We start from the raw sequence: 14,684 nt of genomic DNA, 5'->3' as shown, positions 1-14,684 counted from the left end.
AAATTTATTAAAAGCATTTTAGTAGCCAAATATAAACTTTAGTTTAGATTTTACTATTGCCTCCAAACAAATGATATTATTTACCTATAATCTAATTATTTCAATTTGGGATATTTATTTCAGATATTTATATGTAAACTCAGATATATTATTTAAAGGAATGTGAAATCCTTGCTAAACAATAAGAAAAGCTTATTATCTATATTTCTAGTCATAGCTTTATTTACTGGAGCTGGATGCTCAAAAACAGAAAAACCTGTGAAAGAATCTTCTACTGCAAATAGTTCTCTAAGTGATGGTACTTCAAATGTATCAGCATCTTATGAACTAGAGTATCATAATGACACAAGATTTTTCAAAGCAGAAATAGAACCAAAATCTGATGCAGAAAAAGTTATTCTTGATAAATTTAAAATTCAAATAAATGATAAGTATGATGAACTTAGTAAGTTATTTATAGATAGCCCAGAATTCAATAACCAATCACAGATTTACAAAAACCTCTTTGATGAAGGAGAATATGCTGAAGCAATAACAATACACAGTTTAAAAAAGCTAAGTGAAGAAGAATACTCTAACAACCCTGATTTTATTTCATATAATTTTATGGATACAATTAACAAGTTTAACCCCTATGAATTTCAAGTGATAGAAGTCAACTATACAATTAAGCTTACAGATAAATATGCCTCAGCAGCGCAATGGAGTAATGGGAATTGGACAAGAGATTTTATAGTTGTACAGGAAAAGGAAAATACACCTTGGAGAATATTTGACATCTATGGTTATCATTAATCATTCCTACCTTTCAACCTCCCAGAATAATGATATTTTACGACCTGAGAATGATTATTTTTCACTTAACAAAACAACCAATGAGTTATCCTAAACCCATTGGTTGTTTTTATACTATTGAAATTTATTCCTCTAAAGCCTCAATAATAAACTTATCAAACTCTATTGATTCTATAAAATTATCTACATTAAAGGTTGTTTTATATCTCTTATTGTACTCATCGGCATTCTTCGTTAACCAATATGGCTTTCCTATATCAAAACCATAGCAAAGTTCAACAATACATTCAGTTAAGTTTTCCTGGTATGTATCATGTATATCTGAACTAGCAACAGCTTGTTTAATTATCTTGTTATTCTTAATTAACTTACCCCAAATCTTTACCATCATCAAGGACTCCTCCAATTGTCTTTTCATCTATAGTTCCATATTATCAAAAATTCCTACAGCACCAAAGGAAAATATTACTGTTAATACTGAAGTATAGGCTATCATTGCTAAATATATTGCATAACCACTGAATTCTGTGGCAACCCCTAAGGTTATCACCATTATAGCAGCTGGAACCAATAAAAACATCTGAAAAAACATAAAAAATACACCTTGTGATATTTGATCTGTAAATCCAAAGTAATTTGAGATTCTAAAACCAACAAGTCCACTGTAAGAAAACATTGCTCCTAAAAGCACATAGCTTATGCAACACAGAAACATTTCAATTATTGATACACCACTTAAAATACCAAAGGGAATAAATAATATTATGCTGTCAGAAACAAGTTTTATTAAAGAAGAAGCTGTTCCATAAAACAATTTCTTCTGTGGTGAATCTGGAATCATAAAAATAAGTGGATTTGTTATCTCATAATATATCTTCCCTGCAAGACCTGCTCCAAAGAAAAGTAAGCCACAGAAAATCATATAAACAAGTTTTATTTCTACTCCCTTTGCAAAAATCCCCAAGGTAAGCGATACTAATAATAATATAATGGAGTACGTATTAATAAAAAATAAAAAACTTCTTTTTGAATATTCATTTAAATGCTTATAAAATAAAACTTCCGCTTTATACTTGTTATCTAATTTTAATTGAACTTTTCTAAAAGCTTTAAATAGCCTATTATTTCTATTTGACTCTGTAGTAACCTGTTCTCTATTTTTAGCCTTCTTAATCACTTCATTGGCTTCAGCTGATGATAACATATCTTCATAAAAGTCAATCTCTATACAATATGTTATGTATACTAACAGAACACTTAAAAATATAATCATCGCAAGGTATAAGAAAAAGGTCATATTTATCGTTGTAAGGCTTTGATAAACCATTTCTCTTACCCATCCAAATATAGGAATGAACTTAATCCATGAATCCTGTCCTATAGAACTATACAATTCCTTTACAAAGGTTATAGGTCTGCCTTTCAAGAAAATTAACACTGCTGCTACACACAGTACAGCACCTACAATTTTTATTGTTAAACGAATTATCCTTCCTAGCAATGGATATTTTGAATTTAATACAAACACTAAGAGTTTTACTATGTTACAAAATACAATTTGCATGATAATAAAAATTATTATTACAGATACAGTTTGCCCTATAGTAATATCCATAGATTTAGTCAAATTAGGAATTTGATATATTATATAAAAATAAGCAAACAACTCTACAGACATCTTTTTTATTATTCCATAAATCATAACTGTCTGAGGTTTTATAGGTGAAACAAATATAAGATTTACATCAGCCATATTAAACTTTGAATTTATACTCTTAGTTCCAGTATATAAGGAATAAATAAACGCACTTATGGTTATCAAAAGAAATAAGCTTATAAATATATCTATATCCAAGGTTTTAGAAGTATCATTTTTTGAAAGGAACATAGTTATCATAAATACAACCATCGCGATAGGTCCAATTGCCTTAGCAGGCTTTTTCTTAAGCTGCTTAAAATAATTTATGATATTTGTTTTCATTAAATATATAAGAGCTTTCATAAGTTATTCCTCCGTATATTCAAAGAATATGTCCTCAAGAGATTTATCTTCCTTGCCTATTTCATGCTTAGTATTAGAATAAACAAATTCTCCATCTTTCATTATGATAATTCTATCCCAAAGATCTTGAACTGAATCTAGAAGATGAGTGCTGACAACTATAGATGTGCCTTGTTCTTTTAACTTAAGAAGAAGATTTTTCATAGTTCTAATTGCTTTTGGATCTAGACCAACCATTGGTTCATCTACTAAAAGTATCTTTGGCTTAGTTATAATTGCACAACAAATACTTACCTTTTGTTGCATACCTTTGGAAAGTTCACTACCAAACTTATCCTTCTTATCCCAAAGATCAAAGGCTTTCAAAAGTTCTTCTGCTTCGGTTTCATAATCTTTTATTCCAAAAGCATGTGCCATAAGTGTTATATGTTCGCTAACTGTAAGCAACGGAAATAAGGAAGGGATTTCTGGAATATAACCTATATAACTCTTACCTTCAATACTCTTATTAATCTTATCATTAACAGTTATACTTCCTTGGTATCTTAAAAGGCCGACAATTGACTTAATAACTGTAGACTTTCCTGCACCATTAGGCCCAGCAAGTACAGCAATCTCTCCAGTTTCAACGAAAAAACTTACATTTTTAACAGCTAACATTTTTCCATATTTCTTAGTTAAGTTCGTAACCTTTAACATAAATTATCTTTAATGAGATAAGGTATCATAAACACCGAAACTCACTAAAATCCACCTCCTATTCACATTAATTAATAAAATAAATTAGACTACCACATTACCTTATGATAACGCTTTATTCAGATTATACGTCAAATGGAATATATAGTAAATGCATTTTCAGAATCACAAACTTGAAATTCCTAGCAATAAAAAGAGAGAGATAAGTTCTCTCTCCCAATTTCAAACTATTTCTCCACTTTAAATACTTCGATTTCTTCAATAAGTCTTTTTGTCTGAAGTGTCAACTCCTCAGCAGATTTTGCCACCTGACAAGCCGCATTATTCATCTCTTGAGTTGAAGCCGCAATTTCCTCTGAAGATGCTGATATTTCCTCAGCAATAGCAGCAGTATTTTCTGCTTTTCCTAATATTCCATCCTTGCTTTCATTTATATCATTTGTCGCCTTATTAACACCATTCATTTTAGGTATTATAGATTCTATGGATTTAGTTATTTTCTTAAAGGATACTATTGTATTATCAATCACATCAAGTTGCTCTGTTAACTGATCATTTACAATTGTAGAACTATGTACTATGTTGTCCGCATCTTTAGAGATAGACTCTACTAATGCTTTTATGTTATCTGAAGATTCACTGCTTTGCTCTGCTAGTTTTCTTATTTCTTCCGCAACAACAGCAAAACCTCTTCCACTTTCACCAGCTCTTGCTGCTTCTATAGCTGCATTCAAGGCTAAAAGATTTGTTTGTTGCGCTATGCTGTTAATAGCTTCAGTTATTTCATTAATTCTCTTTATGTTATCCCCTAGCCCCTGGATTTTATGTGTAAATCCATCAAACTCTGATTTTACTGAATTAATTGAGTTAACTACATTTTTCATATCTTCATTACTTGAAGAAGTCATATTTCCTATCTCTACAGATCCATTATAAATTACACTTACTGACTCCTTAGTATCCTCAATTTTATCCCCAAAATCATTTAATGCCTCTGTGACTGTAGATAAATCTTGAGCTTGGGATGTAGATCCTGATGCCATTTCTTGAACAGCATGAGATATATTATCAGAGGTTGCTGACATTTCTTCTGAAATCGCTAAAAGATTCTCTGAGTTTTCATATACTTCACCAGTTACTTTTTTTATGTTCGTTACGATAGCTTTTAATGATTTCTGCATATTTTGAACTGCTTTTGCTAATTCACCTGCTTCATCGTGTCTTACCGTTAGATCTTCAGGTATATCTAAAGTTAAATCTCCATTAGCAACTTTCTTTAGGCACTCTATAGATATGATTATTGGATTTATTATTTTCTTAACTATAATTGCAGATAATATATAAGCTAAAATACTTATAACAACAGTAGCTATAAGCATAAGCGCTATAGAACTATTTATCATACTTCTCACATCAGAATTTTCTTTTCCTATAAACACCATACCTATTGCATTTCCCTTTGAATCTACAATAGGTGAATATTTAACTAAAAAGGGTTCACCAGAAATCTCAACATTTCCTTGGTAATCCTTTTTATTGTCTATAACAGTTGAAACTACATTTTCCTTAGCAGTAGTTCCTACTATCCTCTTCCCATCTTCAGAAATTGTTGTTACTATTCTTGTATCTTTTCTAAATATAGTTATCTCACAATTAGTCTGTTCCTTAACAAAGTCAACAAATTCATTATCTTCATTAATTAAGTTATCACCTTTATATAGTTTATTACCATCCAACTTCCAATCTCCTGGATATTTTTCATTTATTAATGATACAGTCATCTTCTCAACAGATGTAAGTTCTTCATAAATACCATCTTTGGCTAATGAGCTAGATGATGAATATCCAATTACTAGTGATGTTATACCAGTAGATAGAATTAAGGCTATTACCAATATTAATATTTTTCCCCTCATTTTAAAACCCTTCATTATACGAATCCCCCTAATCGATGTGAATTTTAAACGTTTTCTACATATCTGTGTATATATAAATATCGTTTAAATCTCCATATTCTTTATTTTTTTTTTATTTATCCCAGTTATAAATAAAAAAAACATTGTATTAAAATCTATTCAATACAACGTTTTTTTTTCTACTTTTTATTTTTTTAATTTGTTAATTTATTTTTAACAAGTTTATTTAGATTTAAAAATTGAAACATAATCTATTAATTTTTTAGTTTCTAAATTTAAAACTTCTGAAACCTTCTCAACTTCTATAGCTGAACTAGCCATTTCCTCTGAAGATGCAGCTATTTCTTCTGTAGCAGCTGATATTTCTTCTGCTATGGACGCAGCATTTTCAGCTTTACTTATAAGTGTTGTTTTGCTCTCATTAATACTTTCTGAATTTTTATCAACTTGATTTATTTTTGGTATTATGTCTGATACAGATTTCGTTATTCCCTCAAAAGAACCTAAGGTTTTATTTATAGCCTCTAATTGTTCTGCAAGCTTATTATTAACTTCCTTAGAGTTATCTACTATTTTATAAGTATCCTTAGCTATAAATGCTACTAATTCCTTAATTGATTCAGATGATTTCCTACTTTCTTCAGCAAGTTTTCTTATTTCATCCGCAACAACTGCAAAACCTTTTCCACTCTCTCCAGCTCTTGCTGCCTCTATAGCTGCGTTAAGAGCTAATAAATTTGTTTGATCTGCAATGCTATTTATAACTCCAGTTATCTCATCAACTCTTGTTATATTGCTACCTAGTATAGAAACACTATTTGCAAATTCATCAAATTGTTCTTTAACATTTCCAATAGAATCAACTACCATTTTCATTTGTACATTATTTTCATTAGTCATTTTTTCAATTTCTATAGAACCATCATGTATCATGCTAGTTGCTTCTTTAGCTTCTTGAATTTTGTTTCCGAACTCATTAAGACTTTGTGATATATCAGATATATCTTCTGCTTGTCCAACCGTTCCAGATGCCATCTCTCCAATAGCATGAGTTATATTAGAAGATGCAGCAGTCATATTCTCTGATACAGTTAAAAGATTACTTGAACTATTAAACATATTGCTAGTAGTACTCTTTATATTATTCACAATGTTATTTAAGAAGTTTTGCATATCTCCCACAGCTTCTGCTAATTCTGCAGCTTCATCTTTTCTTATAGATAAATTACTTGGAATATCTTCTGTAAGATCTCCAGAGGATACTCTTTTTAGAGCTTTTACTGAAATAGATATTGGTTTTGCAACTCTGCTAGCAAAAACTCCTCCTAATATAATCATTAATATTGCAACGATTATTGTACAACCCACCATATATACTATTGATTCTGTTAGAGGCTTCATAAGGACTGCATATTCTTTTCCTACAAATATCATACCTACTATTTCATTTTTTCCATTTTTTATAGGAGTATATTTTCCTATATATTTCACTCCTGAAATTGTAACCTGACTTTGAAATTCTTCTCCATTTTTTAGAACTATTTCTATAACCTTCTCATCTGCTTTAGTGCCAACATTCCTCTTATTGTCCACAATTAATGTAGTTATAAATCTTGTATCATTGGCAAATATAGTTACTTCAGAATTAGATTGTTCCTTTACTTTATCAATTATTCCAACAATGTCATGTAAAGGATTTTTTCCTTTTGTTAGCTTTTCACCATTTAAAGCCCAAGTTCCTGGATAACTACTATCTAAAACTGCAGAAACCAAATTAGAAGTACTTGTAAGTTCATCAGTGACACTTGATTGAGTTGCCTTGTTTGTAAAATAATAAGATAATCCTAATAACGAACTGCTGATACAAATAACTGATAAAATTAATAATCTAACAATCCTACCTTTTAATCTTAAATTTTTCATTTTCCCCACTCCTATGTTTGTCTTTTGTATATTTGCTATAGATTATATTAAAATAAAGTCTTGTAACCTTTTACACTTTAGCTTTTTAAACCCACTTTTTTTGTTATTTTTCAATTTTCCCTTGTATATAATTATACATTTGTTATTCTTTTTTTCAATACATTAATAAACAATTTCTAATTATTTTATAAATTAATAAAAAAAGCGTTTAGAAAAATGAAAATACCATCACGCTCTAAACGATTTTCTTTTAAGTTCCTTTTAAATCGTATCTTATTTTAACCTGATAAAATACTCAATTAAAGCACTAAGATAATAATAGCACTTTTGTTAAGCACTATTGCCTTTATAAAAATTCAAGCTAAATAAGCTTATATCCACAGTTAGAACAAAATTTTGTTCCTTGGGTTTTTACTCCGCAATTTGGGCAGAATTTAGGTGCTGCAGAAGTTGTTGTCTCTTGTGATGCTACATTATTTACATTTTTATTTTGTTGCATTTGGTCAACCACTTGCTTTCCCATCATATAACCCATCTGAATCCCCATCACATCAGATGCCGTTCCTCCACCTTTCATATTTCCCGATGCCATTCCATCTACAATACTAACATTTTGATATTTGCCCATATCATTAATCATGCTGTGTGATGCGACTTTTGTTGCCATTTTCTCTACTTCTTCTGGATAAGTAAAGCTCTCAATATTAAAACCAGTAACTGTTATCCCAAGCTTAATTATTTCCATATCTAAATCTTCTCTTATTCCCTTAGCTATATCAAATGCATTTGCTTGAAGATTAAATTTATTTTTGCCTTCTTTTGCAATCCACTTCATCAGCAATTGATTCAATATAGATGTTACACGTTCTTTAATATCCTCAACTGCATATTGCTTTTTTATTCCTGCAATTTTTTCAATCAATACCATATAATCAGCGACCTTAAAATTGAAGGTTCCAAAAGTTCTTATAGGCATCCCTCCAGGAAGTCCTGGTGCTTCAATACTTACAGGATTTTTTGTTCCCCATTTCACAGTAAATTCTTTTGTGTTTATAAATAAAACTTCAGCTCTAATTCCACTATTAAAACCAAATTTAAAGCCTTTTAAAGTTGAAAGAAAAGGTACAATTTGAGATTCCATGTCATAACTACCTTCGTCAGTAAATATTCCTTCTAATTTTCCATTGTACATAAATATAGCATCTTGCCCTTGGCGTATAATAAGACGACTACCCTTCTTTATCTCCTTATTACTCCATTTCCAAAATATAAGATCATCTCTGTATTCTTCCCATTCTACTACATTAGAGAACTGACTTGAAAATAACCCCATGAATATACACCTCCTGATTATTGAATTTATTCACTTCCTCATATATATTATTAAAAATATTTTGACTATTAGAAAGTTGTGTTTGATATATATTATTGTTAAAACTCACTTTTCTGATTTCGGAATGGTTTTTTAGATATAGGATAATAGCTGCAATTATCATCGCAAAGATGACTAATATAGCTATTTTAAATGGACTCTTAGGATAATCACCTTTCATCTTTCCAGTTTCCCCATTTATAAGTACATGATAATTCTTTCCATTATAACTATAGGAAGTAGCATAAACAGGTAATAATACATGCTTATAGGTTTCATCATAGAAGCTTGGATTTAACCTTACCTCTCTCACCCTATCATAATGCCTTGTTACCTCTTTTTCTGCCATGCGATGTAATTCATTTCTCATTTTCTTCTTTGCCTCAATATTTCCCTCCTCTAAACCTATGCTGTAAGTTTCAGCGGAAAAGCCAGATAAATAGCTTGGAGAATATGATGCTATATCTTTTGTAGTAAATGGTTCTATACCATTTATTAGCGAGGGATTCATATTTCTTGAAGCAGTTACTTGAACATCATCAAAGAAATAATTTATCCTTCCCTTTGTAAAAAACCAGTCTGTTTCTGTTCTGTAGTGTACTTTACCTTCTCTATCTTGATATGCTACTTGTCTATCACGACCACCCATAGCTGTATATGGGCAATCTACCATTGCATCAAAAGTCCAATAAGGTACATATATACCCTGAATCTTATCATTTTCATATAGAGCTTTTAACTTGTTTGGAGCAAGCCATCTACTATAAATCCACTTCCTCATCATCTGGGCTATTTCAGCTTTTTCAACTTTAAAAGGAATAACTCCATCAGGAATTAGAATCTCCTCTTGTTTTTCTGCTAATACATAACTTGAACCACAGTATGGACAAGAAACAGCTGTACAATCGGAAGCTACTTCCACATGTGCCCCACACCCCTGACATTCCATAGTACTTGAGTTTTTCATGGATACCTTTATAGTTTCTCTATCTATCAATGTAAACTTATGTTCAATAACGAAATTTTTATTATCTATAATCTCTATCATGTTATCGCAATTAGGACATTTCAATTTTTGAGTTTTCACATCAAACTCCATAGTTCCACCACAACATTCACACTTATAACTCTCTTTGTCCATAATAATCCCCTTCACACATTAAAAGGTGTAGAGATAAGCTACACCTTAAATAATCCAACTATAAGTCTTTCTTTTCATTAAGGCTTGTAGCTAATCTTGGGTACTATTTTCTTTTAAAGCTTTAAGCTCTTCCTCTATATCATTTCCTTTAAGCATTTCTAGCTCATCTTCAATATTTATTGATGAATCATATTTGCTTGTTAATAGATTTATATCAACTTCTTCAGAAGATTTGTTAAGCTCTGCCATAGCATTCGCTTCGTCTAACATCCGATCAGCCTTCTCTTCCATTCTGTCAAATGCAGATATATTTGCTCCTGCATTGGTAATAGAAGCACCCATCTTGTTAATTCTCTCTTGAGTTTTAGCTATTGACACCTTTGCTTTAATCGCATCTTTTCGAGCATTTAACTGACCTATATCTCTCTGAAGTTTATCGTGCATAGATTTCATTTTAATTGCATTAGCTTTAGCTGCATCATACGCCATTTTTAGGCTTTCTTGCTTTTGAAGAAGCTCTGCCTTCTTCCCTAAAAACTGCCGAGCATCATTATCATTTCCTGCTTGTACAGCCTTTTTTGCATAATTCTGCATCTTCTCTATTTCAACACCACACTCTTCATAAACACGCTTTGTACGTTGTTCTTCAGCCATTATTGCTGCTGTTTCAGCCTTTACTTTTCCTAAATCGCTATTTAAATCCCTAAGATATTGGTCTATCATTTTACTCGGATCTTCTGCTTTATCTAGTAACGCATTAATATTAGCTTCCATAATTGCCTTGAAACGTCCTAGTACTCCCATTAAAGTTCCTCCTAATTAATTTTAATCATAGAAAGATATTCTGCTAATACTATTTATATTACTAATACTATTAACATATCTATGAATCTCTAAACAAAATTTCTAAAATTTATAGGTTATATAAAGACTATAAACAGCTTTTGAGTGTATAATAACTTGTATAAAAAAACTTCAAAGGAGAAATAAATGAACAATTCTTTTATTGACTTAAAGATAAATCAAAATCTTATAGAAGGTTTGGAAAAACAAAACATAACTATACCAACAGAAATCCAGCAGCTAGTGATAAAATCAGCTTTAGAAAACAAAGATATCATAGGTGAATCTTATACTGGTAGCGGGAAAACTTTAAGCTATCTTCTTCCTATCTTTCATAAGATAGATACTGCAAAAAGAGAAATGCAAGCAATAATTCTTGCACCAACTCATGAACTAGTAATGCAAATTGAGGAGCAAGTTTCGTTACTAGCTAAGAATTCAGAAATTCCTGTAACTTCTCTTACTATAATTGGTGAGGCAAGTATGGAAAAGCAAATAAAAAAGCTTAAGGATAACAAACCTCATATTATAGTAGGAACAATCGGAAGAGTTTTAGATTTAATTCAAAAGAAAAAGATTAAAGCTCACACTGTAAAGACTATTGTCATTGATGAAGCTGATAATTTACTTTCTGAAAGTAGCCTTGGAACTGTTAATAACATCATTAAAACAACTATGAGAGATAGACAACTAATGGCATTCTCAGCTACAATAAATCCTAAAACTTTAGATACTGCAAAAGCATTAATGAAGGAGCCAGAAGTATTTAAGACAGATGGTAAGGTAGCAATGAATCCTAGAATTTCTCATGAGTATATAGTATGCTCTCATCGTGATAAGTTTGAAATCTTAAGGAAACTTATTGCAGCTACTAAAACAGAAAGAGCCATAGTATTTTTAAATAAAAATGAAGAAATTCAACTTATAACAGATAAATTAAATTATCACAGCAAAAATGCCGGCGGTATTTACGGCGCTGCTTCAAAGGAAGAAAGAAAAAACACTATAAATTCTTTTAAAAGCGGAAAGATAAATTTATTAGTATCCTCTGATTTATCAGCTAGAGGTCTTGATGTGCCAGAAGTTACTCATATCTTCAATCTTGATTTTCCTGTGAATACCAATGATTATTCCCATAGGGCAGGAAGAACGGCAAGAGGAAATCTTTCTGGGACCTGTATTTCTATAATCACAGAAAAAGAACTAGCAGCAATACGAGTTTATGAGAGAGAATTTAATGTTAAATTTGAACAAATAGATGTTTATGAAGGAAGAATCCATAAAGCTTAATATAAGCTTTATGGATTCTTCAGTTATATAATATAAAATAACTTATTTATATTATATAACTCTACACTTTAGCTACATCTCAATCTTAGATAATTTCCCTACTTTCTACATCAATAGACTACTTTCGCAAATTTACAACATTTTATTTTCCGTATATAATATTAAGGTAGTACGTTAATTGAACTATAAGAAAAAAAATTTAGAGGTGTAAAATGAAAATCTCCTGTGATCTAAGATTTAAAAAAATATTCTCTGTCTTATGCATTTGTATTCTTTTCTTAGGATTTTCCTTAACATCAATTCCAGTATCTGCAGCTACTGAAACCACAGTTAGCTATAGTATAACTGGTGATGGTATTGTAGGCAGTACAGTAGAAATTGCTGCTAATGTATCATCAGCTAGTAATTTATATGGAGTTTCTTGGGATTTTATATATGATACTAGCATGTTACAAATACAAAGCATATCCGCGGGTCCTTTAATGGGCACAAATATATCAAAATTTACATCAAATGCAAATGGACGTGCCTATATAAGTATGTCTAAGTTTACTACTGCATCTCCTGTAAATGGTGAAGGTACTCTTGCTATTATAAGAGCACGAGTTCTTAAAGTAGGCACTATTAAGATTAATACAACACCAACTACTAGCAATCTTAATATTTCAAATCTTACTTCTTGTATAAAACTCTCTGATGACTATAGTAATAAGATTGCTTATAGCTATAAAGATAGTTCTATAATTACAAAACCTATAAGTTCACTTACAGATGGAAAATATGAAAATACTAATGGAAACCTTACTTATACTGACAACTGGATAAAAGCAACTGATAGTTCTCAACATTTTTCAAATGTTTTAGATAATGAAGTTAGTTTTTCTTTTGAAGGAACAGGCGTAAATATTCACTCTATAACTGCAAATAATAGAGGTATTGCTAAAGTATATATTGATGGCATAGCCTATGATGCTGATGATTATACAGAAACAGTTCAAAGAAAGGTGATTTTCTCTAAAACTGATTTGCCAATTGGTAAGCATGAAGTTAGAATTGTAGTTACTAATAATAAAAATGCTGCTTCAACTGGATACTATATCTCCATAGATGCTATTGAAATTCTATGTAACCCTCCAGTTTTAAAATCTGGTAAATATCAAAATACTGATTCAAACTTATTTTATGCTGGTTCCTGGGTACAAGTCACTGATGGTTCTCAACGCTATTCTAAAATAGAAAATAGCACCTTATATTTTTCTTTTGAGGGAACTGGTTTCAACCTTACCTCACTTGTCGCAAGCAATAGGGGTATTGCTAAAATATACGTAGACGGAACTGCTTATGATATTGACACTTATTCACCTACAGTTACATCTAAAATCATTTTTGCCAAAGATGGATTACCTTTCGGTAAACATGATGTAAAAGTAGTAGTTACTAATACAAAGAATGCGACATCAACTGATACTTATATTTCTATCGCTGCTATAGAAATATTGATTTCACCACCAGTTCTTACAACTGGTAAATATGAAAATACAAATTCAAATTTAATTTACACTGGTTCTTGGGTACAAGTCGCTGATGGTTCTCAACGCTATTCAAATATAGTAGACAGTGCTTTTCAGTTCTCCTTCGAAGGAACCGGCTTTAATCTAAATTCTCTTGTTGCTAACAACAGAGGAATAGCTAAAGTATATATTGATGGAACATCCTATGATGTTGATACTTATTCAGATGTTGTCCAAAGAAAAACTATCTTTTCCAAAGATGGTTTGGCCATGGGCAAACATACTGTAAAGGTAGTGATTACTAATACTAAAAATGCAGCATCATCAAACTATTATATTTCCATTACCTCTATTGAAATTTTAAATTCATCTCCAGTTCTTGCATCTGGAATGTATGAAAATACTTCTAGTGATATAGCATATACTGGTTCTTGGGTAAAAGTAACAGATGGTTCTCAAAATTACTCAAAGATTGAGAATAGTGCTTTATATTTCTCATTCCAAGGAACAGGCTTTAATCTTCATTCAATAGTTGCTAACAATAGAGGTATCGCCAAAGTATATGTAGATGGAGTAGCCTATGATGTAGACACTTACTCACCTACAGTTGAAAGAAAAATTGTTTTCACAAAGGATGGATTAGCCTACGGAAAACATAATGTGAAAATATTAGTAACAAATACAAAAAATACAACATCAACTGATACTTATATTTCTATTGATGCTGTTGAAATCCTAGTAACACCACCTACACTTTCCTCTGGAAAGTATGATAACTTTGATCCAAACCTAATTTATACTGGTTCTTGGACAAGTGTTGCTTATGATTCTCAACATTTTTCAAAAACTGAAAATAGTACTGTGAGTTTTTCATTCGAAGGAACAGGTTTTAACCTTCACTCACTAGTTGCTAGCAATAGAGGTATTGCCAAATTATATGTAGATGGAGTAGCCTATGATGTAGACACTTACTCGCCTACAATTGAAAGAAAAATTGTTTTCACTAAGGATGGATTAACCTACGGAAAACATAATGTACAAATCGTAGTAACCTGTACAAAAAATACAATATCAACTGATACTTATATTTCTATTGATGCTGTTGAAATTATATAACAGAATAATCTTATAATTGAAAGAATGGGGCTTTGCACTTTGTGCGACAGCCCCATTCTTTTAAGTCCTTATTCAC

The 14,684-nt window shown here is 30.8% G+C and carries 11 protein-coding genes; 3 read left to right on the top strand and 8 right to left on the bottom strand.

Annotated elements, in window-relative coordinates; genetic code table 11:
- The first annotated feature begins 258 nt into the window (after positions 1–258).
- Entirely contained in the window at positions 259–795 is a 537-nt protein-coding gene (locus CLOCEL_RS02995) for a DUF4829 domain-containing protein (RefSeq protein WP_242655205.1), read from the top strand.
- A 124-nt stretch (positions 796–919) separates the two neighbouring features.
- Here CLOCEL_RS02995 and CLOCEL_RS02990 read toward each other — a convergent pair whose 3' ends face one another.
- The 8 genes from CLOCEL_RS02990 to CLOCEL_RS02955 form a co-directional block, all read right to left on the bottom strand.
- The gene (locus tag CLOCEL_RS02990; RefSeq protein ID WP_010074871.1) at positions 920–1,186 is read right to left on the bottom strand and encodes a hypothetical protein; all 267 of its coding nucleotides are present in this window, start codon (positions 1,184–1,186) and stop codon (positions 920–922) included.
- 27 nt (positions 1,187–1,213) lie between these two features.
- Entirely contained in the window at positions 1,214–2,797 is a 1,584-nt protein-coding gene (locus CLOCEL_RS02985; protein WP_010074872.1) for a putative ABC exporter domain-containing protein, read from the bottom strand.
- A 3-nt stretch (positions 2,798–2,800) separates the two neighbouring features.
- The gene (locus CLOCEL_RS02980; RefSeq protein ID WP_010074873.1) at positions 2,801–3,496 is read right to left on the bottom strand and encodes an ABC transporter ATP-binding protein; all 696 of its coding nucleotides are present in this window, start codon (positions 3,494–3,496) and stop codon (positions 2,801–2,803) included.
- A 227-nt stretch (positions 3,497–3,723) separates the two neighbouring features.
- On the bottom strand, positions 3,724–5,427 hold the full coding sequence (locus CLOCEL_RS02975) for a methyl-accepting chemotaxis protein (RefSeq protein WP_010074874.1): 1,704 nt from the start codon (positions 5,425–5,427) through the stop codon (positions 3,724–3,726).
- 207 nt (positions 5,428–5,634) lie between these two features.
- A complete protein-coding gene (locus CLOCEL_RS02970; protein ID WP_010074875.1) occupies positions 5,635–7,335 on the bottom strand; it encodes a methyl-accepting chemotaxis protein in 1,701 nt (566 codons plus the stop codon).
- Between the two features lie 361 nt (positions 7,336–7,696).
- Positions 7,697–8,668 (bottom strand): SPFH domain-containing protein, encoded by a 972-nt coding sequence (locus CLOCEL_RS02965; RefSeq protein ID WP_010074876.1) that lies wholly within the window; start codon positions 8,666–8,668, stop codon positions 7,697–7,699.
- Positions 8,640–9,848, bottom strand: a complete 1,209-nt coding sequence (locus CLOCEL_RS02960) for a hypothetical protein (RefSeq protein WP_010074877.1) — start codon at positions 9,846–9,848, stop codon at positions 8,640–8,642. Before CLOCEL_RS02960 ends, CLOCEL_RS02965 begins: the two co-directional genes overlap by 29 nt.
- Positions 9,849–9,938: 90 nt before the next feature.
- Positions 9,939–10,652 (bottom strand): PspA/IM30 family protein, encoded by a 714-nt coding sequence (locus CLOCEL_RS02955; RefSeq protein WP_010074878.1) that lies wholly within the window; start codon positions 10,650–10,652, stop codon positions 9,939–9,941.
- A gap of 186 nt (positions 10,653–10,838) precedes the next feature.
- Here CLOCEL_RS02955 and CLOCEL_RS02950 point away from each other — a divergent pair, with 186 nt between their 5' ends.
- Positions 10,839–11,981, top strand: coding sequence for a DEAD/DEAH box helicase (locus tag CLOCEL_RS02950; RefSeq protein WP_010074879.1), 1,143 nt, complete (start codon positions 10,839–10,841; stop codon positions 11,979–11,981).
- Positions 11,982–12,193: 212 nt separating this feature from the next.
- Positions 12,194–14,608 (top strand): cohesin domain-containing protein, encoded by a 2,415-nt coding sequence (locus tag CLOCEL_RS02945; protein WP_010074880.1) that lies wholly within the window; start codon positions 12,194–12,196, stop codon positions 14,606–14,608.
- Positions 14,609–14,684: the final 76 nt, after the last annotated feature.

It is taken from the genome of Clostridium cellulovorans 743B (assembly GCF_000145275.1).
Taxonomy (GTDB): domain Bacteria; phylum Bacillota; class Clostridia; order Clostridiales; family Clostridiaceae; genus Clostridium_K; species Clostridium_K cellulovorans.
Note: the sequence above shows the minus strand (reverse complement) of the source record. Positions and strands in the feature narration are given on the sequence as shown.